Raw genomic sequence first — 24,118 nt, 5'->3', positions numbered from 1 at the left:
CGGTGCTGCGTATTCTAGCGCCACGCCCGCCGAAAAGGTTGATCACGCTCATGAGCCAAGCCCCCCTCGTCCTGGTCGACGGTTCCTCTTACCTGTACCGGGCCTTCCACGCCCTGCCGCCCCTGACCACCTCCCGAGGCCTGCCCACAGGCGCGGTCAAAGGGGTGTTGAACATGCTGCGCAGCCTGCGCCGGCAGTACCCGGACAGCCCCTTCGCGGTGGTTTTCGACGCCAAGGGCGGGACCTTCCGCGATGAGCTGTTCGCCGAGTACAAGGCCAACCGTCCACCGATGCCCGACGAACTGCGCCTGCAGGTCGAACCGCTGCATGCCAGCGTGCGTGCGCTCGGCCTGCCGCTGCTGTGCATCGAAGGCGTGGAAGCGGATGACGTGATCGGCACCCTGGCCCGGCAGAGCGCCGCCGAGGGCCGTGACGTGGTGATCTCCACGGGCGACAAGGACATGGCGCAACTGGTGTGCCAGCACGTTACGCTGGTCAACACCATGACCGGTAGCGTTTACGACATCGAGGGCGTGAAAGGGAAGTTCGGGGTCGGCCCCGAGCTGATCATCGACTACCTGGCGCTGATGGGCGACAAGGTCGACAACATTCCAGGCGTGCCCGGCGTCGGCGAGAAAACCGCCCTGGGCCTGCTGGTCGGTGTCGGCGGCGGCCTCGACGTGCTCTACGCCAACCTCGACAAAGTGCCAGGCCTGCCGATTCGCGGTGCCAAGACGCTGCCGGCCAAGCTCGAAGAACACCGTGAGATGGCCTACCTGTCCTATCAGCTGGCGACCATCAAGCTGGACGTGCCGCTGGACCTCGATTACGCCAGGCTGTACCCCGGCGAGCCCGATGTCGAAGCACTGATACCGCTCTACGAAGAGCTGGAGTTCAAGAGCTGGCTCGATGAACTGCTGCGCCAGAACAAGAGCGCCGCACCCAAGCCCAGGGCCAGGGCAGAGCTCACACCGGCTGCCGACGATCTGTTCAGCAGCCCTGAACCCGCTGCGCCCGTTGCAGGTGATGCTCCCGTTGCCGAAAGCGAGCCGGTGGCGGTTACCGGCAATTACCGCACGATCCTCGAGCAGGGCGAGTTCGATGCGCTGCTCGCCCAGTTGCAGCAGGCCGAACTGATCGCCTTCGATACCGAAACCACCAGCGTCGATGCTCAGCAGGCGCAGCTGGTCGGTCTGTCGTTCGCGGTCAAGGCCGGTGAAGCTGTCTACGTGCCGGTCGCCCACAGTTATATGGGTGTGCCGCAGCAGCTGGATCGCGATGCGGTGCTGCGCGCCCTCAAGCCGATTCTCGAAGACCCGGCCAAGGCCAAGGTCGGCCAGCACGCCAAGTACGACATCAATATCCTCGCCAACGCCTGCACACCCATCACCGTGCAGGGCGTGGCGTTCGACACCATGCTCGAGTCCTACGTGCTGGACTCCACCGCCACGCGCCATGACATGGACAGCCTGTCGCTCAAGTACCTGGGGCACGGCACCATCCGTTTCGAGGACATCGCCGGTAAGGGGGCCAAGCAATTGACCTTCGACCAGATCGCCCTGGAACAGGCCGGCCCTTATGCCGCAGAGGACGCCGACGTGACCCTGCGTCTGCACCAGCACCTGTGGAGCCGTCTGGAACAGGAGCCAAGCCTGGCCAGCGTGCTGCGTGATATCGAAATTCCGCTGGTGCCGGTGCTGGCGCGTATCGAGCGCAATGGGGCGCTGGTCGATGCCAACCTGCTGGGCCGTCACAGCCAGGAGCTGGGCGAGAAGCTGATCGCGCTGGAACGTGAGGCGTTCGCGGTGGCGGGCGAGGAGTTCAACCTCGGCTCGCCCAAGCAGCTCGGCGCCATCCTTTATGAAAAGCTCGGTTTGCCGATCATCAGCAAGACCGCCAAAGGCCAGGCGTCGACTGCCGAAGCGGTGCTCGCCGAGCTGGCCGAGCAGGACTACGAACTGCCCAAGGTGCTGATGCAGTACCGCAGCCTGAGCAAGCTCAAGAGTACCTATACGGATCGCCTGCCGGAACAGATCAACCCGCGCACCGGGCGCATCCATACCAGTTATCAACAGGCGGTGGCATCTACCGGGCGCCTGTCGTCCAGCGACCCGAACCTGCAGAACATCCCGGTGCGCAGCGCCGAGGGTCGCCGTATCCGCCAGGCGTTCATCGCGCCCGAGGGCTACAAGCTGCTGTCGGCCGACTATTCGCAGATCGAACTGCGCATCATGGCGCACCTGTCGCGCGATGAAGGGCTGATGAATGCTTTCCGCAAAGACCTCGACGTGCACACCGCGACGGCTGCCGAAGTGTTCAAGGTCGGGCTGGATCAGGTGACCTCGGATCAGCGGCGCAGCGCCAAGGCCATCAACTTCGGCCTGATCTACGGCATGGGCGCGCAGAAGCTGGCCAAGGATATCGGTATCGACAACAAAACCGCCAAGGCCTATATCGAGACCTATTTCGCCCGCTACCCGGGTGTGCGCGAGTACATGGAGCGTACCCGTCACCAGGCCGCCGAACAGGGCTTCGTGGAAACCCTGTTCGGGCGTCGCCTGTACCTGCCGCAGATCAAGTCCAGTCGCCCCCAGGAGCGCGCCGGTGCCGAGCGCACCGCGATCAACGCGCCGATGCAGGGCACGGCGGCGGACATCATCAAGAAGGCCATGGTGGTGGTGGACAACTGGCTGACCGCGTCGGGCCTGGATGCCAGGGTGATCCTGCAGGTGCACGATGAACTGGTGCTGGAAGTGCGTGAAGACCTGGTCGAAGAGGTCAGAGCGCGCATTCGCCCGCTGATGGCCGAGGCCGCGGCGCTGGATGTGCCGATGCTCGTCGAGGTAGGGGTCGGCAACAACTGGGACGAGGCACACTGAGCGCCGAGGCCGGGAGATGCGTCACGTTATCGTTTAGAGCCCAGGGCTCTTAGCGGATATCGAGACCAAACAAAGCATTCTAAGCATCGCTGAACTTTACTTCTGTCCACCCGGTCAGAGTGTGTGAATGGCCCATAAAGCCCTTCGATGCTCCTTTGTTGTGTTAAGTGTTGGCAGACATCTGAGCCCCGCCCTAGCGGTTCAGACCCTTAAACCCCGATCTTCTCCCTCCCCATACGAAGTTCGGGGTTTTTTTTGCCTGCAGAAAAGTGCCAGGCTGCCCCATTGTCGATTTTCCCTGCCCGCCGCGTAGAGCCTCAGCGTTCAGGCACAAATGCCCGCTGGTGCGAAACGCCCGCTCCACGCCGGTCGTTCGTAGCCTGGCGTCGAGCGAAGGGAAACCCAGGGCTTTCTTGAGAACGTTACAGGTCTCGATGGTTGTCCTGGGTGTCGCTGTGTTCCGCTGCCGGCTATGGAGCGCAGGTCATTGCCCGGCCTGTTCGTGTGCTTCCCCGATCAGGCCCAGCCAGTGGCCCAGGACGGTTTGCGCATCTTCCACGCCGATGCGCTTGGGCGCCGAGAACAGCTGGATGCTGACGTGGTCGCCCCATCCTTTGCGAATCTCCTGCTGAACCTTGAGCAGCGCAGTTTTCGCCGCGCCGAAGGCCAGCTTGTCGGCCTTGGTCAGCAGGATGTGCAGGGGCATGCCGCTGGCGCCGGACCAGTCGAGCATCATGCGGTCGAACTCGGTCAGCGGGTGGCGGATGTCCATCATCAGCATCAACCCGCGCAGGCTTTCGCGGCTGCCCAGGTAGGCCTCGAGGTGCTTCTGCCAGTGCAGCTTGAGCGGGATCGGTACCTTGGCGTAACCGTAGCCGGGCAGGTCGACCAGGCGGCGCTCTTCATCCAGGCGGAAGAAGTTGAGCAATTGGGTGCGCCCCGGGGTTTTCGAGGTGCGGGCCAGGCTGGCGTGGGTCAGGGTGTTCAGCGCGCTGGACTTGCCGGCGTTGGAACGCCCGGCGAAGGCGACTTCGTAGCCCTGGTCGTCCGGGCATTGGTCGACCTTGGCGGCGCTGATCAGAAAGGTGGCTTGCTGACACAAGCCGATTGCAGGGTTCTTTGCGTGCATCGGGGTATCCGGTGGCGGGCGTGCATCGCGGCAGTCTATCAGGCTGGGGCCGCGCTGACGCGCCCGGACTGACTGCCATGATGCCTCAGAGCGCCTGCGACCAGAGGGTCACGTCGAGCGTGTATTCGGCCTCCGGCGCGAGAATCAGGGCGTCGTCCAGTACGTTGGCGTGCTCGATGCAGAGCATGCCCTGCCAGGCGTCGTCGGCGAACTGCGACAGGCGCCTGGCCTTGGCGATCCAGGGGTTCCATACCACCGCCGAACTCGAGCCTTCGCTGCGCATGAGGATGCGGCGCTTCCACAGGGGGTCGACGATGCTCAGTTGTGCCGGTGTGTCGAGGTAGATGCGGTCGGTTTCGCCGCTGAACGCCAGCGCGCCTTTCTGGCGGACTTTCTTCCAGCCGTCGAGGGTGTCGACATAGCGGCAGGCATCCAGACCTTCGACCGTCACCCGGCGGATGTCACTGACCGCGAAGTAGCTGTGCAAGGCCTGACTGATCGGCAGCTCGGCGTCGCCGAGGTTGCGCGTGGTCAGGGTCAGCCTGAGGCGCTCGCCGAGATGGATATCGAGTTGCAGCTCGGCAGCGAACGGCCATTCTGCGAACGGCTGGGCAGCGGTGTCGAAGGCGAACGACAACGTCACGCCATCCTCCTCGGTGTTCAGGCCGATCAACTGCCAGTCGCAGTTACGCACCAACCCGTGGGCAGGAGCGTTTTCAGGGCGTGTGTGGGCGGCCCGTATCGCCTCGGGGTTGCGCTGCAGGTCGCCGAACCAGGGCCAGCACAGCGGAACCCCGCCGCGCACGCTCTGCCCGCGCTGGTAAACGGCTTGGTCGCTCAGCCAGATCAGTGGCTGCCCGCTGGCCGGTTGGTAATGCAGAACCTGTGCGCCTTGCTCGCTCACCAGCAGTTCGGCACCGGCGTGGTGGATACGCCAGCAGACCAGATCGCCCAGCTGGATACGTTCGTTGGTGGTGCTCATGACAATACTGCTCCTGTGGCAGGTCGTTCTGCTACGGCCTGGTAAACGGTGCCTGTTGGGCCGCGGCGTGGCCCGGAGGTTCGCTTGCGGCCCTGAAAAACGCCCGTCGAGGCGGGCGTTCTGGGCCGCCTGTCAGTTTACGAACCCTGGAGCTGATTCGGTAGCCAAGTGATCGGTGCCGAAATGGCTAGGCGATGACCTGCAGCATCAACCGCATGAGGATGAGTGCACCCACGCCGCGCAGGCAGAACCGCGGGAATTCAATGCCAGCGTGGGGAGCGGGCTCTGCAGGTTCGGGGCGAGCGTCACCCCGGGCCGGGCCTGCGTAGACACCCCCACGAAGAGGGGGTCGATGACGTCGAGAGTCAGGGGCGCCTGAGGACGCCGGCGCGGGTTGCAGGCCATTCAGGGGAGAGGGGTTGAAACACTTGTGCGCGTCGAGACGCCACTATGCAGGCCTAGGGTCTGTTGACGTTTCAACGCGAGCCGCGTTGCCGCGAGAAATCTGGGTGGCCCCCGCAGGGCCGGATCCGTTTTGCCGCGCTGCTGCGTTTCTCGCCGGCTCATTTAGCCAGCTAAACTTGGTGGCTGTGTGCCCCACAGGGTGTGGGAAATGCCGCCAGCCCGCCAGGAGCGGGCGCGGCCGTGCGTGAAACGTCTACAGACCCTCGGAGCGGCTGGCGGGTCGCCACCTGTCCATCGAGGCGGGAATGGCCCCAGGGTCACTATTACTGCAAGGAGCTACCCATGAAACGTCGCCATATACTGGCTGCCGCGGGCGCCGGCATTGCCGCGGGGGCATTGGTCGGCTGCAAGGAACAGGCGGGCCTTTCGCAAGCGCCCGCCGCAAGCAAGACCTTCAACTGGAAAATGGTCACCTCCTGGCCGAAGGACTTCCCGGGTGTTGGCGTGGGTGTCGAGCGCTTCGCCAGGCTGGTCGAGCAGATGAGCAATGGCCGTCTGCAGGTCAAGGTTCACGCTGCCGGTGAGCTGGTACCGGCCCTCGAAGTGTTCGACGCGGTGTCGCGCGGCACTGCCGAGATGGGCCATGGTGCGCCGTACTACTGGAAGCGCAAGGTGCCCGCCGCACAATTCTTCTGCGCGCTGCCCTTTGGCCCCAATGCTCAGGAAATGAACGCCTGGCTGCACTACGGCGGCGGCATCCAGCTCTGGGAGGAAATCTACCGACCCTATGGGGTGCTGCCGATGGCCTGCGGCGCCACCGGTGTGCAGACCGCTGGCTGGTTCAACAAGGAAATCAATGCGCTCGACGATCTCAAGGGCCTGAGGATGCGCACCCCGGGTCTGGGCGGCGAGGTACTGAGCAAGGTCGGTGGCACCGTGGTCAACATGCCCGCCGGCGAGATCCTCACCGCCCTGCAGACCGGCAGCATCGACGCCACCGAATGGATCGGGCCCTACAACGACCAGGCGCTGGGCCTGCACAAGGCGGCCAGGTATTGCTACACGCCGGGTTGGCAGGAGCCGAACGTCACCTTCGAACTGGATATCAATATCAAGGCCTGGGAAACCCTGCCGGCGGATCTGCAGGCCATCGTTCGCGCCGCTGCTCGCGACGTCAACGGCGACATGCTCGACGACTACAACGCCAAGAACATGGAGTCCATGGAGCAGTTGAAGAAGGATGGCGTCGATGTGCGCCGCCTGCCGGATCACGTGCTCGCCAAGCTCAAGGAAGTGTCTGCCGGCGTGGTCGATGCCACCGCCGCCGCCGACCCCGCCGCGCAGAAAGTCTGGGAGCAGCAGAAGGCCTATCTGGCGCGCCTGTACGAGTACGCCGAAGCCAACGAGAAGGACATCTACGCGATTCGTTGAGGCTGAAGAGCCGTAGCCTGGTGGAGCGAAGCGATACCCAGTTATGTGGTTCCCGGGTGTCGCTTCGCTCCACCCGGGCTACAACATCTGTAAACGAAAACGCCGGCTTGGAGCCGGCGTTTTCGTTTTACGCAGAGCGATCAGTGACGCTTGCGGTTGCTGATCAGGGTGCCCACACCGGTGTCGGTGAAGATTTCCAGCAGCACGGCGTTGGGTACCCGACCATCGATGATGTGCGCGGCGGTCACGCCGCCCTGCACCGCTTCCAGTGCGCAGCGAATCTTCGGCAGCATGCCGCCGTAGATGGTGCCGTCGGCGATCAGGCTATCGACCTGCTCAGTGGTCAGGCCGGTGAGTACCTCGCCCTGCTTGTCCATCAGGCCGGCGATGTTGGTCAGCAGCATCAGCTTCTCTGCCTTCAGCGCCTCGGCGACCTTGCCGGCCACCAGGTCGGCGTTGATGTTGTAGGACTCGCCGTTCGGGCCCACGCCGATCGGCGCGATAACCGGGATGAAGTTGCCCTTGACCAGCATGTTCAGCAGCTCGACGTTGACCCCGGTGACTTCGCCGACATGGCCGATATCGATGATTTCCGGCTGGGTCATCTCCGGTGTCTGGCGGCTGACGGTGAGCTTCTTGGCGCGGATCAGCTCGGCATCCTTGCCGGTCAGGCCGATGGCGCTGCCGCCATGGCTGTTGATCAGGTTGACGATGTCCTTGTTGACCTTGCCGCCGAGCACCATCTCCACCACGTCCATGGTCTGTGCGTCGGTCACGCGCATGCCGTCGACGAAGTGGCTCTCGATGGACAGGCGCTTGAGCAGATCACCGATCTGCGGGCCACCACCGTGAACCACCACCGGGTTGATGCCGACCGCCTTCATCAGCACGATGTCGCGGGCGAAGCCGGTCTTCAGCTCGTCGCTTTCCATGGCGTTGCCGCCGTATTTGATCACCAGGGTCTTGCCAACGAAGCGGCGAATGTACGGCAGTGCTTCGGACAGCACCTTGGCGACGTTGGTGGCGGCATCACGCTCTAGGGTCATGCGGGGGCTCCAGTGCTGGGCGGATCAGAACGGTAATTTGACATCGGGCGCGACGAGGTGCATCTGCGTGCGGAACAGTTCCTGAATCCGCTCGAGTTCTGCCTGGTTCTCCGCTTCGAAGCGCAGTACCAGAACCGGCGTGGTATTGGACGCACGCACCAGGCCCCAGCCTTTCGGGTAGTCGACGCGCACGCCGTCGAGGTTGGTCACACTGCCTTCGCCCCACTGGCCTTCACGCTGCAGGCGCTCGACGATGGGGAACTTGGTCTGCTCGGTGACCTGGATGTTGATCTCCGGGGTCGACACGTCGTTGGGGAAGGCGGCGAATACCTGCTCGGCGCTGCGCTTGTCCTGGCTGAGAATTTCCAGCAGGCGGGCAGCGGCATAGATGCCGTCGTCGAAACCGAACCAGCGCTCCTTGAAGAACACGTGGCCGCTCATTTCCCCGGCCAGCAGGGCGCCGGTTTCCTTCATCTTCTTCTTGATCAGCGAGTGGCCGGTCTTCCACATCACCGGGCGACCACCGTAGCCGCTGATCAGCGGGGTCAGGCGCCGCGTGCATTTGACGTCGAAGATGATGTCGGCGCCCGGGTTGCGCGAGACCACGTCCTTGGCGAACAGCATCAGCAGACGATCCGCGTAGACGATAGAGCCGGTGTTGGTGACCACGCCGACGCGGTCGCCATCGCCATCGAAAGCCAGGCCGATATCAGCGTTCTCTTCCTTGACCTTGGCGATCAGGTCGACGAGGTTCTCGGGTTTGCCCGGATCCGGATGGTGATTGGGGAAGTTGCCGTCGACCTCGCAGAACAGCGGAATCACCTTGCAGCCCAGGGCTTCGATCAACTGCGGGGCGATCACGCCTGCCGCACCGTTGCCGCAATCGACCACCACGCGCAGGGGCTTGGCCATGGCGATGTCGTTGCGGATCTGTTCCAGGTAACGCGGCAGCAGGTCGACCGCCTCTACACTGCCTTCGCCGCTGGCCAGGTCATTGGTGTCGATGCGTGTCTTGAGTGCCTGGATCTGCTCGTTGGCCAGGGTGTCGCCGGCGATGACGATCTTGAAGCCGTTGTAGTCCGGCGGGTTATGGCTGCCGGTGAGCATCACCGCGGATTTGCCGGCCAGCACGTGGGCCGCGTAGTACACCACGGGCGTCGGCACCATGCCGACGTCACTGACCAGGCAGCCGCTGTCGACCAGGCCGTTGATCAACTGCTGTACCAGCGTTGGGCCGGACAGGCGACCGTCACGGCCAACGGAGACGTTGGGCTCGCCCTCTGCCAGGCTCTGCGTGCCTATGGCGCGGCCGATCCAATAGGCGGTTTCCGGGGTCAGGCCAGCGCCCACAACGCCGCGGATGTCATAGGCGCGGAAGATGTCTGCTGGGAGTTTCGGGGCTTGCGGCGCGGTCATGATCGGGGTCTGCTCCAGTCCCAGGAGATCCTGGTCGTCGTCGAGAATGTCGATATCGAGGATATCGGTGTCTTGAAACAGCGGATCCATGGGATCCGCCGGCTTGGCCGCGCCGCCACCAGCGGTTTGTCGACTGGCGATGACGTCCGGGCGGACGGCCACCGGCTCCTGGGCGCGACGGGGGAGTCGGCTCAGGCTTTGCGCCAGGTCATGCAGGGCCGGCAGGCTCAAGCTGAAGGCTTTGACGGCTTTGCCCGCGCAGAGTTCTTTGACCAGTTGGCTCAATTGCGAGGTGTCACTGTCCAGGCGCTGCTGCAGGCGGCGGTTGACCAGGTAAACACCGGTCAGTGCGCCAGCCAGCGCGACCAGCAGGGCGAGCATCAGCAGGGTCGGTGACAGCCCGTTCGCAGCGAGGCTGGAGGCCGGCGTGAAGTTCAGCGTCCAGTGTGGGTTGCCGGTGGCGAATGCCTGGGCGCTACCATCGGCCTGGCCGCGCTGGGCCAGAACCTGTGCGGCACCGCCGCCGAAGCGCTGCACCAGTTGGATCTGACCGACATCGGCGGGCAGCGGTGGCAGGTTGGCAAGCACGCGGTCGATATCGACGGCCAGCAGCAGGGTGCCGAGCATTGGCTGGGTGTCGTCCTGGCGCACCGGGGCCACACTGTAGGCCAGCCAGCGTTCGCCCACCCGGTAGGCTTCGACTGCTGGCGCCTGGCCGCTCTCCAGGCGACGCAGCATGTCCAGGGCGGCGAAATTCATCGGTGCCGTGCGGGTGTTGTCCGGAATGGCCTGGCCGGTGAGGTTGAGCTGGGCATCGACCACCGCGCTCCAGTAGCGCAGGCCGTTTTCGGCATTGCGCAGTTGCCCTTGATCGCCGCTTTGCAGCGCTTGTGACAGTACCGGGTTGCGGGCTGCCGCGATGGTGTCGGCGCTGAGTTGCCTGAGCGCCTGTTGCACGCTGGCCGCCTGGCTCTCGCCCCATGCGCGGCTCAGCTGTTGCTGCTGCACCTGCTGGGCCGGGCTGACCGCGGTGACCCACAGCAGCGCACTGGCCAACACTAGGCCGAGGGTGGCGGCCAGGGCGCCGGGCAACAGGTCGGCACTGGCCTTGTGTTGCGGCCGCGAGTTGTCTTGCGAATCGCCGGAGCGTTTTTCCTTGGGCGCGTGTTTGAAGCCTTTCATCAGACGTCTCCTGGCGATTGGGCCTGCTTCAGTGGCTGCCGGAATGGCCGAAACCACCGCTGCCGCGCTCGCTGTCGTCGAAGTCCTCGACCACCTCGAAGCGCGCCTGTACCACCGGTACCAGCACCAGTTGGGCAATGCGCTCGCCAATCGCCATGGTGAAGGCGCTGTTGCCGCGGTTCCAGCACGACACCATCAGTTCGCCCTGATAGTCGGAGTCGATCAGGCCGACCAGGTTACCGAGCACGATGCCGTGTTTGTGGCCCAGGCCCGAGCGCGGCAGGATCAGCGCCGCCAGGCCGGGGTCGGCGACGTGGATCGCCAGGCCGGTGGGTATCAATACGGTCTGCCCCGGTTCCAGGGTCAGGTCTTCCTTGAGCATGGCACGCAGATCGAGGCCTGCTGAACCGGGCGTGGAATAGGCCGGCATGGGGAAGTTGCTACCGAGGCGTGGGTCGAGGATCTTGGCGTGTAGGGCGTGCATGGACGATCAGGGTTTCCGTGCTGGTGAATATCAGGGTTTGTGCTGGCGTGCGGCGATGAAGCTGACCAGTTGCCGGGCGATCTTGCCCTTGCTGGTCTGCGCGAAGCTGCTCTGCTGCAGCTCGCGATTGATGATGGTGATCGCGTTGTCTTCACTGTTGAAACCGATGCTGGGGTTGGCCACGTCGTTGGCGACGATCAGATCGAGATTCTTGTCCTTGAGTTTGCGCGAGGCGTACTCCAGCAGGTTCTCGGTCTCGGCGGCGAAGCCGACGCTGAAGGGACGGTCGTCACGGTGTGCCAGAGTGGCGAGAATGTCCGGGTTGCGGATCATCTGCAGCAGCAGGCCGTCACCGCTGTTCGGGTCTTTCTTCAATTTGTGCTGGGCGACGACTTCCGGGCGGTAGTCGGCGACCGCGGCCGCCGCGATGAGGATATCGCAGGGCATCGCCGCTTCGCAGGCGGCGAGCATGTCACGGGCGCTGACCACGTCGATGCGGTTGACCCGATCCGGCGTCGCCAGGTGCACCGGACCGCTGATCAGGGTAACCTTGGCACCGGCTTCCACCGCCGCTTCGGCGAGGGCGAAGCCCATCTTGCCGGAGCTGTGGTTGGTGATGTAGCGCACCGGGTCGATGTTTTCCTGGGTCGGGCCAGCGGTGATCAGCACGTGCTTACCGGTCAGTGCGAGGTGTTCGAAGCAGTCGGCGGCGAGATGCGCCAGGTCATCGGCTTCGAGCATGCGCCCCAGGCCCACGTCGCCACAGGCCTGGCTGCCGGATGCCGGCCCGAACAGGCGCAGGCCGCGCGAGCGCAGCAACTCGGCGTTGGCCTGGGTGGCCGGGTCGCCCCACATCGCCTGGTTCATGGCGGGCGCCAGGGCCACGGGCGCATCGGTGGCCAGTACCAGGGTGGTCAGCAGGTCGTCGGCCACGCCTTGTGCCAGGCGCGCCATGAGGTCGGCGGTGGCGGGCGCGATCAGTACCAGATCGGCCCAGCGCGCCAGCTCGATATGGCCCATGGCGGCTTCTGCGGCCGGGTCGAGCAGATCCTGGTGCACCGGGTGACCGGACAGCGCCTGCAGGGTCAGCGGCGTGATGAACTCGCGACCACCCTGGGTCATGACCACGCGCACTTCGGCACCCTGATCCTTGAGGCGGCGCACCAGCTCGGCGCTCTTGTACGCCGCGATGCCGCCACCCACGCCAAGGATGATGCGTTTGCGATACAGCCGCTGCATAACTCTGCCTTTGTCGTATGGAGTTACAGACGCAGGATATCGGCGCCTCCCCAGCCCCGGCACCCCGCGAAAAACCGGGCTACGATAGCACAGCGGCAGCAGGGGAGCAGCGGCGTGCCGGGCGAGGGTTTCGCCAGCGGCAGGTGATGCCGATTCGAACGGACAGGGAGTGTCTCGATGAGTATTCGTGAGTGGCCTGCGGCAGAGCGCCCGCGGGAGAAGTTGCTGGCCCAGGGGGCGGTCAGCCTGACCGACGCCGAGTTGCTGGCGATCTTCCTGCGCACCGGCGTGGCGGGGCAGAGTGCGGTGGATCTGGCGCGTCACCTGCTCGCCGATTTCGGTAGCCTGCGGGCGTTGTTGCAGGCTGATCTGGCGTCCTTCAGTCAACGCCTCGGGCTCGGGCCGGCCAAGTTCGCGCAGCTGCAGGCGGTGCTGGAAATGGCCCGCCGGCATCTGGCCGAGCAGCTACGGCGTGATTCGGCGCTGGAAAGCCCCCAGGCGGTGCGGGATTACCTCAAGGCACTGCTGCGCCACGAGCCCCACGAGGTGTTTGGCTGCCTGTTTCTCGATGCCAAGCATCGCGTGCTGGCGTTCGAGGCGCTGTTCCAGGGCTCAATCGACAGTACCAGCGTTTACCCGCGGCAGGTGGTCAAGCGCGCGCTGGCGCATAATGCCGCGGCGCTGATCCTCACCCACAATCACCCGTCGGGTATCGTCGAACCGAGCCAGGCCGACAAGGTGCTGACCCAGCGATTGAAGGAGGCGCTCGCCCTGGTCGAAGTACGCATCCTCGACCATTTCATCGTTGGCGATGGAGAGCCGTTGTCGATGGCCGAGCATGGCTGGATGTAGCCTGCCCGGCTAGTGGGCGCGCAGCAGCTCGCCCACTTCCAGCAGAACCAGCTCGCTGTCATCCGCGCGGTTGGGTTCGCGACTGCTGGAGAACGGCAGGTTGTTGTCGTTGCCGACGACGATGTGCGTGGCGTCGACGACGTCGACGTTCTCGATGGTGAAGAACGGGAAGGTCAACACGCCATCGTTCATTGGCTTGCGTGCCAGGCCTCGTGGATCCTCGATGGCGAGCAGGTCGACGTAGCCGACCTTGCGCACCGGCTGACCAGCGTTGCTGTCGTCGAACGCCACCTTGTAGACGCGTTTGAAGCGGGCGATGTCGGAGAAGCAGGTGCTGCCTTTTTCGCCGGCAGGGCAGGCCTTGTCGGCGGTACCTTCGCCATTGTCGCGCTCGATGATCAGCCCGCTGTTGGCATCGATCATGTTGAAGTCGCCGATGGCGTGGCCGGGCTGCTCCAGGGCGTACAGCCAGTGGCGCCCCGTCCAGGCCTCGCGCCGCACGTCGAACTCGAGCATGCGCAGCACGTTCTTGCCATCCTGCTGCTCGGCGCCGTTGCTGGCGGCATCCCACAGGGGGCCTTCGAGCAGGGCGTAGAGTTTGCTGCCGTCGCGCGAGGCCGCCATGCCCTCCAGACCCTTGGAACGCCGTACCTCGACGTTCATTGGTTCGGCAGGCCAGCCAGGCAATTTGACCGCGGGGTTGTCTGGCGAGCGCAGCGGTTTGCCCGCTACCTCCACATCGAAGACCTTCTGCACCCGGCCCTGCAAATCGGCCTTGATCACATAGGGGCCGAACTCGTCACCGATCCAGAGTGCATCACCTGCGAACTGAAAACTCTCGGGGTCGAAATCGGCGCCCGACAGGTAGCGCGCTTTCGAGCCTTCATGAACGATTCGAAACGGTACCTTCTTGTCCGGGTCGCTGAGAAATACCGTTGCCAGCCGATTGAATTCGCCTGACTGGAAGTCGACCTCGTAGTGGTTGAGGTAGAGCATAGCGTCGGCCGAGTTGGCCTTGGTGCCGAAGCCGTTGTCGCTCAGTATCCAGAAGGTGCCGTCGGGCATGTGCTTGATGCCGGAATGGCCCTGCAGCGGCTGACCTTCGAAAGGCAGCGACATGCCGGTGGGGCGATTGGCCGACATCCCCTCCACGCTGCCGATTTTCTCGCTGCGCTGGCCATTGGAGAATTTGCCGCTGACTGCGAAATCGGCCGGTGCATCCGTCGGTGGGGGCACGAAGCTGGCCGCCGGCAGCACGGCGTGGCCGGCCAGTATCGCGGGGTAGGCGTTTGCCGTGGCCTGCCCGTTCGAGGCGAGCGGGACACAGCAGAGTGTGGTGACTAGCAGTTTGCAAACGCTGGCATCGAAACGCATGGCCTGGATCATCCCCCGTGTGAACGACGCACAGGGTGGCGCAGGCGTGTGTCATGGCTGTGACAGCGGCCTGCCCCCGCGCGACATCAGGGCTTCACGCTGACCCTGGAGAAGTCCTGGCGGCCGAACGGGCTGACGCTGTAGCCCTCGACGCCCTTGCGGGTCAGGGCGTAGACCGTCGGGTGCGCCAGGGGCAGCCACAGCGCCTGTTGCTGGATGCTCGCCTGAGCATCTTTATATAGCGCGGCGCGTTTTGCCTGATCGCTGATGGCCTTGCCGTCGGCGATCAGCTTGTCGAGCTTGGCGTCGCAGTAGCGGGCGAAGTTCAGGCCGGACTCCACCGAGGCGCAGGGAAACTGCGGGGTCAGGAAGTTGTCCGGATCACCGTTGTCGCCGGCCCAGCCCATGAACAGCAGGTCATGCTCGCCCGCCTTGGCGCGGCGAATCAGTTCGCCCCACTCGATCACGCGGATCTCTGCGGTGATGCCGACTTCAGCCAGATCGGCCTGCAGCAGTTGTGCGCCAAGGCTGGGATTGGGATTGAGCACGCTGCCGGACGGGCGTGTCCAGATGGTGGTCTTGAAACCATCGGCCAGGCCCGCATCGGCCAGCAGCGCACGGGCTTTTTGCGGATCATGGGCATAGCCAGGCAGGTCGTTGGCGTAGCTCCAGGTATTGGGCGGATAAGGGCCGCTGGCGGGTTCCGCGCTGTTCTCGAATACCGCTTTCAGGTAGCTGGCCTTGTCGAACGCCAGGTTGATGGCCTGGCGCACGGCCGGCTTGTCCAGCGGTGGATGCTGACTGTTGATGGCGACGAAGGCGGTCATGAAGGCCGCGGTCTTCACGCTGGTGAGGTTGGCGTCCTTGCTGGCCGCTTCGACATCCAGCGGTTTGGGCGACAGGGCGATATGGCATTCGCCACGGCGCAGCTTCTGCAGGCGCACGTTGGCGTCCGGGGTAATGGCAAAGACCATCGCATCGACATTCGGCTTGCCGGCGAAGTAATCCGCGTTGGCGACATAGCGCACGGCGGCGTCCTTCTGGAAGCGCCGGAACACGAAGGGCCCGGTGCCGATGGGCTGGCTGTTGAGTTTCTCCGGTGTGCCGGCCTTGAGCAACTGGTCGGCGTACTCGGCGGAATAAATGGAGGCGAAGCCCATGCTCAGGGTGGCGAGAAAGGTCGCGTCCGGCTTATCGAGGGTGATACGTACCTGGTGGGCGTCGACCTTCTCGACTGCCTTGACCAACGCCGGCCACTGCATGGATTGGGCATGGGGATAGCCGCTGGTGGCCACCTTATGCCAAGGCTGAGCAGGGTCGAGCATGCGCTGGAAGCTGAACAGCACGTCGTCGGCTTCCAGTGGGCGGCTGGGCTTGAAGTAGTCGGTGCGGTGGAACTGCACGTCGGGGCGCAGGGTAAAGGTGTAGGCGAGGCCGTCCTGGGAAACCTCCCATTTGCTGGCCAGGCTCGGTACCAGCTTGCCGCTGGCCGCATCGAAATCGACCAGGCGGTTCATCAGCACATCGGCGGACGCGTTGGTCGTGGTCAGGGAGTTGTACTGCACCACGTCGAACCCGTCCGGGCTGGCTTCGGTGCAGACGCTGAGGGTGGCTGCCTGAACGAACAGTGGGGCGATCAGCAGTGGCAAAAGAGCGAGGCGCATGGAAAACTCCTGGGCGGGGCGGCGCGCATCCGGCGTGCCGTCGAATGGAAAGCGCGGACAGGGCGGGTGGCGCTGACGCGTGAAACAGACACTAAGCGATAAGGCGAAGGCGGACAATGTATCGTGGCGACGAGCGGTCGCTGCCAGCCATGCCCGGAGGTTCGGTCGGTGCAGCATCGAATGCCGCCTGCTAAGTTCTTTCGCGCTTGTTGCTCAGGGGGCTTTCTGGTATAAAGCAGCGCTCTTTTCTAGGGGCCCGGTCGCTTGATTGCGATCTATCGCCGGTAAGACCCTGAAGAAACGCGGCGCCCAGCGCCGAAAAACAGAGATTAAGCGGCCAACCCATGCCGGGTTGGGCATGTGGTTTTAGAGGGCTGAGGTATGTCGAGAGTCTGTCAAGTTACCGGTAAGGGTCCGGTAACCGGGAATAACATTTCCCACGCCAACAACAAAACCCGTCGTCGTTTCCTGCCGAACCTGCAGCATCACCGCTTCTGGGTCGAGTCCGAAAAACGCTTCGTTCGTCTGCGCGTCACTGCCAAAGGCATGCGCATCATCGACAAGCGTGGTATTGACGTAGTGCTGGCTGAAATCCGCAGCCGCGGCGAAAAGGTTTAAGGAGCTATCATGCGCGAACTGATCCGTTTGGTGTCCAGTGCCGGTACCGGCCACTTCTACACCACCGACAAGAACAAACGCACCACGCCCGACAAGATCGAAATCAAGAAATTCGATCCAGTCGTACGTAAGCACGTGACCTACAAGGAAGCCAAGATCAAGTAATTGATCGGCGCCCCTGTTGAAAAAGCCCGCCTCATGGCGGGCTTTTTCATGCCTGTGATCTGTGCCCGGGCAGGCGCCCGGCCGTCGCTCAGGGCGCAGGATTGAGGGTCAGCGTGCTGCGGGTATTGGCGACGACGTCCTCGGCGCTCAGGTGCTGCGGCACGTATGCCCCATCGATGAAGCGTTGTGCCTGATCGCGGTAGTGACGATCGAAGGGCACCCCGCTCTGGCCAACCGGGTTGATGCCCAGGCTGCGGCTGGCATCGGCCATGTCGACCAGGCGCCGCGTCGAGGGACCGTAGCTCACCTGCCAGGGCGCGCTGGCGATGCGGTGCGACAGGTTGTTCGGCGTTTCATGGCCGCCAGGCGCTGCCAGCGGGCCGACGTTGAGTAGCGTGTTCAGTGGCCACTGCACGCCGAGCGGGTGCTGATGGGTAAGGGTGTGTGCCGGCCCCCAGTACCATTGCTCGGGGTTCTCGCCCAGGGTCGTTCGCAGGTGTCGCATCGTCGCGCGCCAGGCCTTGGCCACGGCGTCGGCGCGGCTGCGGGGTTGGCCGTTGGCAGCTGTCCACCAGGGCGATTGCGGGTCTGCGGTGAGGCGCGGTAGCGCGCTGTCGAGCATGCGCGTCGACAGCAGTTGCTCGAAGGACGACTGGCCCAGCCGCTCGGCCATGACGACCCGGCTCAGCTCGAAGGTGAGCTGGTTGAACAGGGTGGCGGCCACTGAATCCAGCGGATGATCGCCCTTCCAGGTGGCCAGGGTTTCGACCAGTTCCTGCTCGAGCTCGTCCGCTGCCGCTGCGCGCAAGTCGTCGAGGATCGGCGCCAGCAGCCGCGGGCCGTAGTCGGTGCCGGTCTCCAGTTGCAGGGCCTGGCTGTTGTGCAGATCCCAGCGTATATCCGGGTTAGGCCAGGTGCCGGTTCAGGCGCTGGCCGCGTTCCGGCGGGTTGTAGTAGCCGGGAATTTCCAGGCCGCTGGTCGACAGTGGCTGGAAGTTGGCCGAGACAATGTAGCCGCGCGCCGGGTTCTCTTCCTGAGGATTGGCGCTGAAGGGATGGAAGCCGGGCTTGTCTGCCGCGGCGCTGCCACCGTCGAGGATGAACGCCGGATTCACCCCGGCTGGTCGCTCCGGCAGTTTCGCCGCCGCCCACCAGGCGATGTCGCCGCTGGCGTTGGCCCACACCAGGTTGAGTCCCGGAGCGTGTATGCGTTCTGCAGCGGCGCGGCCCTTTTCCAGGGTGTCGGCACGGTTCAGGCGGTAGAAGGCGTCGAGCAGCGGGTTTTCGGTTTCCAGGAAGGCCCACCACAGGGCGATCGGTGTCGTGCCGCCAGCATCGTCCAGGGCATCGTTGATAATCGGGCCGTGGGGGGAGCGGCGCAGCTCCAGGGTCACCGGCTCGCTGTCCTTCACCTGAATGATCTCCCGGCGATGCTGCAGGTCGACCCAGCGGCCCCGGTACCAGACCTGCTCGGGATTGTCCGGGTTGACCCGTTCGGCGATCAGGTCCATATCGTCGTTCTGGAACATGGTCAGGCTCCAGGCGAAATCGCGGTTATGGCCGAGAAATGCCACCGGGGTCGCCGGCTGGTGATGACCGTACAGCTCGAAGCCCGGGTACTTGAGGTGCGCCTCGTACCACACCGAGGGTATGGAGAAGCGAATGTGCGGATCGCCGGCCAGCAGGGGCTTGCCGCTGCTGGTACGCGAACCCGATACCGCCCAGGCATTGCTGCCCTCGAACTGCGGCAGGCCGTTTTCGGCCAGGGCCTGCTGGCTGAGCTGGGTGAGGCGGTCGAACATCTGCCAGTCCCCTTTCCCTAGAGGCGTATCGAGTACGCCCTCAGGGTGCCAGTCGATATCGAAGATCTCCAGGTAATCGCTGCCGAGCTCGTCGCGAACATGGGTCAGCAGCGGTTCGCTGCGCAGCGCCGCGGCGAAGCTGTAGGCCAGGTAACCGGCGATGGACAGGGTGTCCGCGGCGGTGAAGGGGCGCTTCTCGATGCCCAGCAGGTCGAACTCCAGGGGCGCCGGGCGGCTGGCCTGGTACTGGTTGATGCCGTCGAGGTAGGCGGCGAGGGCCTTGGCGTGAGGGCTGTCGGTATCCAGCAGGGCGGCCTGCTGATCGGCCCTTGTGCGGATTTCCAGGCTGCGGAACAGGCGGTCGGTGGGCAGCAGCCTGGCGCCGAGAATTTCCGCCAGTTCGCCGCGCGCCAGGCGCCGCAGCATTTCCATCTGGAACAGGCGATCCTGGGCTTGTACGAAACCCAGGGCTCGGTACAGGTCGGCTTCGTCGTGCGCTTCGATATGTGGCACACCACGCTCGTCGTAGTGCACCTGCACCGGGGCGCTCAGGCGTTGCAGCGTCAGCTGGCCGTCACGCAGCGGTTGCTTGCCGTGCAGGTACCAGGTGCCGCCGCCCGCCGTGACCAGCAAGGCGAGCGCCAGAATGATGAAGCTGCGTTTCATGCTGCCCCGTCCTTGTCGCGGCGTGGGCGCCCATGCTGCGGGCAATCACGGTCGACCGCAAGGTCAGGACACGGCGCGGTTCTGGCTGACATGAAACTGACCGCACAAACCATTGAGGTGCTCGGCCAGCGAGGCCAGGCGCTGGCTGTCGCCGGCCACCTCGCCGGCGTCGCGTACGGTCTGTGCAGCGACCTGGCGTACCTGCTCGATCAGGCGTGCCACCTCGGCGGTGGCCGTCAACTGTTCGCGCGTGGAAACGCCGATGACCTGGATCGCCTCGATGGAGCGGTGCACGTTATCCAGCAGCGCCACGGTACGTTCGGTATGGCCCACGCAGCGGGCGACACCGGTGTGGCTTTCCGCCATGGCATTGACCGCGTTGGTGGCGCCTTGCTGCAGGCGCCCGATGATTCCCTGGATCTCGCCCGTGGCCTGCTGGGTGCGCTGCGCCAGCTGGCGTACCTCATCGGCCACCACCGCGAACCCGCGTCCCTGTTCGCCGGCACGGGCGGCCTCGATGGCCGCATTGAGGGCCAGCAGGTTGGTCTGCTCGGCTACCGAGCGGATCACCTCCAGCACCTTGTCGATGGCTCTGGCATCATCGGCCAGCTCCAGTACCACGCTGCTGCTGCCATCGATCTGCCGGGCCAGGGCCTGGATCTCGCTCTGCGTGTCATTGATCGCCGATGCGCCAGCGGCGGCATCGCGGCCGGCCAGTTGGGCGGTCTGGGCGGCCTGCTCGGCATTGTCGGAGACTTCGCCGACCGCCGCGCTCATCTGCTCGATGGCGCCGCCCATCTGTGCGGTGGCGCTGAGCAGGTCTTGCGCGCACTGATTCAGGCCACGGGTGGACTGGCTGAGATGCTGGCTGGTGCCGCGAAGCTCGTCGCCCGCCCCCACGACCCGGCTGACCAGGTTGTCGAGCAGCGCCAGGAAGCGATTGAAGCGTTGGGCCAGACCGTCGTTGGAGGTGCTGCGGTAAGCCAGGTCGACTGGCTCGCCATCACGCAGCAAATGCGCCGACGTACGTCGCAGGTCCTCGCCCGCTGCGGCATCGCGAGCGCTGTGCCGGGCCAGGATCAGCAGGATGAGGGTCTCGGCGAGCACGTAGGCGGCATGGATGAAGACCATCGGCCAGCCGTTACCCGGCTGCAGCAGGAACACGTCGCTGCCGGCCTGCTGCAGGGCGAAGAAGCCCAGGTGATGGACGGCGATGGTGCCGGCGGCCAGCAATATCGGCAGCCAGTCGCGGTAATAGACCAGGAACGCCAGCAGGACGAATATGCTGAAGTGCATCTCGACCATGCCGTGGCTCTGCTGGATATGCAGTGCCGCGAGCACCATGAACGCCACGGCGACCAGGCAACGGTAAGGCCGTGTACCGCCGATCATGGCATACAGGGCGCTCAGGGCGACGGCGGTACCGCCACCGATGATCAGTGCTGCTGCCCAGGTCGCGTGCCAGAATGCCAGCCCGAGGGCATACAGGGTCATCAGCCAGACGACGCAAAGCATCAGGCGGTCGGCCTGGCGATAGAAAGTGTTGTGCATGATGTCCCTTCATAAATTGTGGCGGCGCCAGGAAGTTGTGGCAGAACGATAATAAAAAGCTCAAGTTCGCCTCTGCTCAACGGCCGTTCACTGCAGTTTTGCCCAGTCGCAGAAACAGCCGCTGGCCAGGTTGTTGTTCGCTACCACGCGCCGGCCATCGAGCAAGGCGTCGAGGACAGGTTCGATGAAGCTGTTGCCGGAGGTGCAGGTGAAGCCGCTGCTGTAAGGGCCGAAATAGGCCAGCTCACCGCGCTGATCCCAGATTGCCACCGCCGGGCTGGCGGGCAGCTTGTCACTGCCCTCCAGGCCGATGAGTGGTTGCAGGCCGCTCGTGGCGTCCGCCTGGGCACCTTCCATGCCTGGCTTGTGCACCACATAAAAGCTCACGCCTCGTATCGAGTAACGGGCCGTGAGTTCGGCCAGGTGCTGTTGATTGCCAACATTACAGGGGCAGGCCGGATCCTGGAAATGCACCAGGCGAATCCTGCCTGGCCCGGCCAGCCCTGCCGGCAGGTGCAGCTCGGTGCCGTCGAACAGCGTGGTGCGATCGCTGAACGGACGCAGGTAGCGCGCCTCGAACCACCAGAAGGCGAGCACCATGGCGACCAGCCAGATCACGGCGACCGGGACGGCGAACAGGGCGGTGCGGTGCGAACGGGGCATGTGGCAGCTTTCCGGTGAGGGGCTGGGCCAAGCAGGAGGATTGTGGTGGCCGGCAACTGCTGGGTGCGCGCAGCTCTCTCGGGCGCAGTCGCATCGCTGGTGGCTTGCCATGGCGAGCCTAGCAGCCGACTATCGCTACACTGTAACCGTTGCCCGCCGGGCGACGCTGCTATGAATCAAAAGAGTCATGACGCCGATGTCCGATACCTTTCATCCCGAATCACTGGTCGCCAGCCTGCGCCCTCTGGCCAGTGCCGCCTCGTTATCGCCTGCGGAACGGGTCTACCGGCAATTCTATGGTTTCCTCCCGCAGGACGCGGTGGAAACGCGCCTGGGTTGGTTCGAGGTGGAGGGCTACCGCATCGCCGCTCAGCTGTGGAAGCCGGTTGCGCCTCGCGCGACCCTGTTGCTGCTGCACGGTTACTACGATCACAGCGGGCTGTATCGCCACGTGATTCAGTGGGGCCTGGAGATGGGCTTCGCCGTGTTGGCCGTGGATTTGCCCGGGCATGGGTTGTCCAGCGGGCTACGCGCCAGCATCAATGACTTCGCCGAATATCAGACGGTGTTGCGCGCCGCCCTGCAACAGGCCGAGGTGCTTGGCCTGCCGGAACCCTGGCACCTGTGCGGGCAGAGCACTGGCGGGGCGATCCTTGTCGACTACCTGCTCAACGACAAGCCGCTGGCTGCGGTGGGGGAGACCATCCTGCTGGCACCGCTGGTTCGCCCGCGCCGCTGGAACTGGTCGCACTTGAGTTATCGCCTGCTGCGCCGCTTCGTCCAGGAGATTCCACGGCGCTTCAGCGAAAACTCCAGCGACCAGGAGTTTCTCGACTTCCTGCGCAATCGTGACCCGTTGCAGTCCAAGGTGGTGCCGACTCTCTGGGTGGGGGCGCTGAGCCAGTGGGTGCCGCGCATCGAGCAAGCGCCACGCAGCACGCGCAGCCCGCTGATCATCCAGGGCGAGGCGGACATGACGGTGGACTGGCGGCACAACCTCGGGGTGCTGCAAGGCAAGTTCAGCGCGCCGCGGATCCTGCGCCTGCCCGACGCCCGCCATCATCTGGCCAACGAAGTGGCGCCGCTGCGACAGCGCTATTTCGATTACCTGGGCGAGCAGTTGAGCTGAGCTTAGCGGCCAACCGCCAGGCCGGCGCGGATCGCCGCCAGCGCGGCCTTGTAGTAAGCCGTACCAGCGCTGGACTGGGCGAACGTGACGAACTCTTCCAGCTCCGCATCGGAAAGTCCGCGGTAGACATGCAGCAGGGTGTTGTCCAGGTCCTTGTCGATCTGCGTCATCAGGCGCTGGCGCTGGCCGTCGAGCAGGCCTTGCGCGGTGCCACCGCCCAGCAGGCCGGGAATCATCTGGCTGAGGCTGTCGGCAGCCACGCCAGCCAGGGCCAGGCTGATTTCCGCACCCGCCTCGCTGGCCGGCAGGGCCTGGGCCAGGTGGCGAATCAGCAGGCGACGCGTGGCATCCGCCTCGCTGAGCGGCAGGCCGTCGGCATACTTGGCCAGTTGGTCCGGGCGCGTGGCGAGTAGCTCTGCCTCGACGATCTTGCGGCCCAGGGGTGATTCGAAGAAGCGCAGAGCCGGGGTCGGGTCGGTCAGATTCTCGCTCAGGCTGCTCTCGGCACGCTGATCCATGGCCCTGGCGGCGAAGCGCTGGTTGCTGTTGCTCACCAGGGCCTGGTAAACCGCTGGCGGCAGGCTCTTGCTGTAGCGGGCTTGGGCGGCGCTGAGGGCATCGCTGAAATGCGCACGTTGTTGCGGCCAGCCGGCCTTCTCATAAAGCTCGGCATGAGGCCCGGCCAGAGCGGCAAGGCTCAGGAGCAGCAAAAAAAGACAACACAACGCGCGCATAAGGACTCCTGTCTGGGGCGGCTATTTTCGGCAGCCAGGCGGAGCTTGTCGAGGTGTAGTCGACACAGGGTAGAATCGCGCCATGACGACCGACATTTCCGATTCGCTGCCGAGCCGCATCATCGATGACCTTGCCGAATCCGGGTGGTCGTTGCAACGCCAGTTCGCCCCGCTTTCCCTGACCCGGCAATTGGCCGAGGAGTGCCGCCAGCGCATTGCCCAGGGCACCCTGGCGCCTGCCGGCACGGGCCGCGGCAACGCCGTGGCGGTGCGCGAGGGCACCCGTGGCGATCACATCCAGTGGCTCGAGGCCGGCCAGTCGCCGGCCTGCGACGGTTACCTGCAACTGCTCGACGAACTGCGCGTGGCGATCAACCAGCACCTCTACCTGGGGCTGGTGGACTACGAGAGCCACTTCGCCTTCTATCCGCCTGGGGCCTTCTACCTCAAGCACCTGGATCGCTTCCTCGACGATGACCGCCGCGCCGTGTCCGCCGTGCTCTATCTCAACGATGACTGGTTGCCCGAAGAGGGCGGCGTGCTACGCCTGTATCTGGCCGATGGCCAGGTGCGCGACGTGATCCCCGAGGCGGGTACCCTGGTGGTGTTCCTGTCGTCCGACGTCCCCCATGAAGTGCTGCCGGCCAGCCGTGATCGCTTGTCGCTGACCGGTTGGTTCCGCCGTCGTGGCGACGGCCCGCTCTGAA

Annotated in this window: 18 protein-coding genes and 1 pseudogene; 7 read left to right on the top strand and 12 right to left on the bottom strand. The window is 64.7% G+C overall.

The window, feature by feature from the left end:
* The first annotated feature begins 50 nt into the window (after window positions 1-50).
* Window positions 51-2,879 carry a DNA polymerase I gene (gene polA / locus BLR94_RS04935; RefSeq protein ID WP_084303658.1) on the top strand — a complete coding sequence of 943 codons (2,829 nt, stop codon included), beginning with the start codon at window positions 51-53 and terminating at the stop codon, window positions 2,877-2,879.
* A 484-nt stretch (window positions 2,880-3,363) separates the two neighbouring features.
* Here the strand turns inward: polA and yihA are convergent, their stop codons facing one another.
* Together yihA and BLR94_RS04925 are read right to left on the bottom strand one after the other, a co-directional pair.
* Window positions 3,364-4,008 (bottom strand): ribosome biogenesis GTP-binding protein YihA/YsxC, encoded by a 645-nt coding sequence (gene yihA, locus BLR94_RS04930; RefSeq protein WP_084303657.1) that lies wholly within the window; start codon window positions 4,006-4,008, stop codon window positions 3,364-3,366.
* Window positions 4,009-4,093: 85 nt separating this feature from the next.
* On the bottom strand, window positions 4,094-4,990 hold the full coding sequence (locus BLR94_RS04925) for a D-hexose-6-phosphate mutarotase (protein ID WP_084303656.1): 897 nt from the start codon (window positions 4,988-4,990) through the stop codon (window positions 4,094-4,096).
* 747 nt (window positions 4,991-5,737) lie between these two features.
* On the opposite strand from BLR94_RS04925, the gene BLR94_RS04920 reads away from it, so the two are divergent.
* Window positions 5,738-6,826, top strand: a complete 1,089-nt coding sequence (locus BLR94_RS04920; protein ID WP_084303655.1) for a TRAP transporter substrate-binding protein — start codon at window positions 5,738-5,740, stop codon at window positions 6,824-6,826.
* 140 nt (window positions 6,827-6,966) lie between these two features.
* Here BLR94_RS04920 and argB read toward each other — a convergent pair whose 3' ends face one another.
* The 4 genes from argB to coaBC form a co-directional block, all read right to left on the bottom strand.
* The gene (argB, locus tag BLR94_RS04915) at window positions 6,967-7,872 is read right to left on the bottom strand and encodes an acetylglutamate kinase (protein ID WP_084303654.1); all 906 of its coding nucleotides are present in this window, start codon (window positions 7,870-7,872) and stop codon (window positions 6,967-6,969) included.
* A gap of 24 nt (window positions 7,873-7,896) precedes the next feature.
* Window positions 7,897-9,288, bottom strand: a complete 1,392-nt coding sequence (gene algC, locus BLR94_RS27665) for a phosphomannomutase/phosphoglucomutase (RefSeq protein WP_208601337.1) — start codon at window positions 9,286-9,288, stop codon at window positions 7,897-7,899.
* A 1,210-nt stretch (window positions 9,289-10,498) separates the two neighbouring features.
* On the bottom strand, window positions 10,499-10,954 hold the full coding sequence (dut, locus tag BLR94_RS04905) for a dUTP diphosphatase (RefSeq protein WP_084303652.1): 456 nt from the start codon (window positions 10,952-10,954) through the stop codon (window positions 10,499-10,501).
* A 30-nt stretch (window positions 10,955-10,984) separates the two neighbouring features.
* Complete coding sequence (gene coaBC, locus BLR94_RS04900; RefSeq protein ID WP_084303651.1) at window positions 10,985-12,193, bottom strand: bifunctional phosphopantothenoylcysteine decarboxylase/phosphopantothenate--cysteine ligase CoaBC; 1,209 nt, start codon at window positions 12,191-12,193, stop codon at window positions 10,985-10,987.
* A gap of 177 nt (window positions 12,194-12,370) precedes the next feature.
* Between coaBC and radC the strand changes: the two genes are divergently transcribed.
* Entirely contained in the window at window positions 12,371-13,045 is a 675-nt protein-coding gene (gene radC / locus BLR94_RS04895) for a RadC family protein (RefSeq protein ID WP_084303650.1), read from the top strand.
* A gap of 9 nt (window positions 13,046-13,054) precedes the next feature.
* Here the strand turns inward: radC and BLR94_RS04890 are convergent, their stop codons facing one another.
* Window positions 13,055-14,419, bottom strand: a complete 1,365-nt coding sequence (locus BLR94_RS04890) for an esterase-like activity of phytase family protein (RefSeq protein WP_084303649.1) — start codon at window positions 14,417-14,419, stop codon at window positions 13,055-13,057.
* Window positions 14,420-14,505: 86 nt separating this feature from the next.
* A complete protein-coding gene (locus BLR94_RS04885) occupies window positions 14,506-16,083 on the bottom strand; it encodes an ABC transporter substrate-binding protein (RefSeq protein WP_084303648.1) in 1,578 nt (525 codons plus the stop codon).
* Between the two features lie 381 nt (window positions 16,084-16,464).
* On the opposite strand from BLR94_RS04885, the gene rpmB reads away from it, so the two are divergent.
* Together rpmB and rpmG are read left to right on the top strand one after the other, a co-directional pair.
* Complete coding sequence (rpmB, locus tag BLR94_RS04880) at window positions 16,465-16,701, top strand: 50S ribosomal protein L28 (protein ID WP_084303647.1); 237 nt, start codon at window positions 16,465-16,467, stop codon at window positions 16,699-16,701.
* Between the two features lie 9 nt (window positions 16,702-16,710).
* Window positions 16,711-16,866: a 50S ribosomal protein L33 gene (gene rpmG, locus BLR94_RS04875; protein ID WP_083723973.1), complete on the top strand. Its 156-nt coding sequence runs from the start codon at window positions 16,711-16,713 to the stop codon at window positions 16,864-16,866.
* Between the two features lie 88 nt (window positions 16,867-16,954).
* On the opposite strand, the pseudogene BLR94_RS04870 reads toward rpmG, so the two are convergent.
* The 3 genes and pseudogenes from BLR94_RS04870 to BLR94_RS04860 all read right to left on the bottom strand — a co-directional run bounded on the left by BLR94_RS04870 (window position 16,955) and on the right by BLR94_RS04860 (window position 21,485).
* Window positions 16,955-19,334, bottom strand: a pseudogene (locus BLR94_RS04870) (penicillin acylase family protein).
* 63 nt (window positions 19,335-19,397) lie between these two features.
* Complete coding sequence (locus tag BLR94_RS04865) at window positions 19,398-20,885, bottom strand: methyl-accepting chemotaxis protein (protein ID WP_084303646.1); 1,488 nt, start codon at window positions 20,883-20,885, stop codon at window positions 19,398-19,400.
* 87 nt (window positions 20,886-20,972) lie between these two features.
* The gene (locus BLR94_RS04860) at window positions 20,973-21,485 is read right to left on the bottom strand and encodes a DUF6436 domain-containing protein (protein WP_420492667.1); all 513 of its coding nucleotides are present in this window, start codon (window positions 21,483-21,485) and stop codon (window positions 20,973-20,975) included.
* 259 nt (window positions 21,486-21,744) lie between these two features.
* Between BLR94_RS04860 and bipL the strand changes: the two genes are divergently transcribed.
* Window positions 21,745-22,677 (top strand): phospholipase BipL, encoded by a 933-nt coding sequence (bipL, locus tag BLR94_RS04855; protein ID WP_084303644.1) that lies wholly within the window; start codon window positions 21,745-21,747, stop codon window positions 22,675-22,677.
* A 2-nt stretch (window positions 22,678-22,679) separates the two neighbouring features.
* On the opposite strand, the gene BLR94_RS04850 is transcribed toward bipL, so the two are convergent.
* Entirely contained in the window at window positions 22,680-23,411 is a 732-nt protein-coding gene (locus BLR94_RS04850; RefSeq protein WP_084303643.1) for a DUF2059 domain-containing protein, read from the bottom strand.
* A gap of 82 nt (window positions 23,412-23,493) precedes the next feature.
* On the opposite strand from BLR94_RS04850, the gene BLR94_RS04845 reads away from it, so the two are divergent.
* A complete protein-coding gene (locus BLR94_RS04845) occupies window positions 23,494-24,117 on the top strand; it encodes a 2OG-Fe(II) oxygenase (RefSeq protein WP_084303642.1) in 624 nt (207 codons plus the stop codon).
* Window position 24,118: the final 1 nt, after the last annotated feature.

The sequence above is a fragment of the Phytopseudomonas flavescens genome (assembly GCF_900100535.1).
Lineage (GTDB): Bacteria > Pseudomonadota > Gammaproteobacteria > Pseudomonadales > Pseudomonadaceae > Aquipseudomonas > Aquipseudomonas flavescens.
Note: the sequence above shows the minus strand (reverse complement) of the source record. Positions and strands in the feature narration are given on the sequence as shown.

Coding starts and splice junctions, on each gene's coding strand:
- polA (WP_084303658.1), top strand. CDS start 51: ATGAGCCAAGCCCCCCTCGTCCTGGTCGACGGTTCCTCTTACCTGTAC.
- yihA (WP_084303657.1), bottom strand. CDS start 4,008: ATGCACGCAAAGAACCCTGCAATCGGCTTGTGTCAGCAAGCCACCTTT.
- BLR94_RS04925 (WP_084303656.1), bottom strand. CDS start 4,990: ATGAGCACCACCAACGAACGTATCCAGCTGGGCGATCTGGTCTGCTGG.
- BLR94_RS04920 (WP_084303655.1), top strand. CDS start 5,738: ATGAAACGTCGCCATATACTGGCTGCCGCGGGCGCCGGCATTGCCGCG.
- argB (WP_084303654.1), bottom strand. CDS start 7,872: ATGACCCTAGAGCGTGATGCCGCCACCAACGTCGCCAAGGTGCTGTCC.
- algC (WP_208601337.1), bottom strand. CDS start 9,288: ATGACCGCGCCGCAAGCCCCGAAACTCCCAGCAGACATCTTCCGCGCC.
- dut (WP_084303652.1), bottom strand. CDS start 10,954: ATGCACGCCCTACACGCCAAGATCCTCGACCCACGCCTCGGTAGCAAC.
- coaBC (WP_084303651.1), bottom strand. CDS start 12,193: ATGCAGCGGCTGTATCGCAAACGCATCATCCTTGGCGTGGGTGGCGGC.
- radC (WP_084303650.1), top strand. CDS start 12,371: ATGAGTATTCGTGAGTGGCCTGCGGCAGAGCGCCCGCGGGAGAAGTTG.
- BLR94_RS04890 (WP_084303649.1), bottom strand. CDS start 14,419: ATGCGTTTCGATGCCAGCGTTTGCAAACTGCTAGTCACCACACTCTGC.
- BLR94_RS04885 (WP_084303648.1), bottom strand. CDS start 16,083: ATGCGCCTCGCTCTTTTGCCACTGCTGATCGCCCCACTGTTCGTTCAG.
- rpmB (WP_084303647.1), top strand. CDS start 16,465: ATGTCGAGAGTCTGTCAAGTTACCGGTAAGGGTCCGGTAACCGGGAAT.
- rpmG (WP_083723973.1), top strand. CDS start 16,711: ATGCGCGAACTGATCCGTTTGGTGTCCAGTGCCGGTACCGGCCACTTC.
- BLR94_RS04865 (WP_084303646.1), bottom strand. CDS start 20,885: ATGCACAACACTTTCTATCGCCAGGCCGACCGCCTGATGCTTTGCGTC.
- BLR94_RS04860 (WP_420492667.1), bottom strand. CDS start 21,485: ATGGTGCTCGCCTTCTGGTGGTTCGAGGCGCGCTACCTGCGTCCGTTC.
- bipL (WP_084303644.1), top strand. CDS start 21,745: ATGTCCGATACCTTTCATCCCGAATCACTGGTCGCCAGCCTGCGCCCT.
- BLR94_RS04850 (WP_084303643.1), bottom strand. CDS start 23,411: ATGCGCGCGTTGTGTTGTCTTTTTTTGCTGCTCCTGAGCCTTGCCGCT.
- BLR94_RS04845 (WP_084303642.1), top strand. CDS start 23,494: ATGACGACCGACATTTCCGATTCGCTGCCGAGCCGCATCATCGATGAC.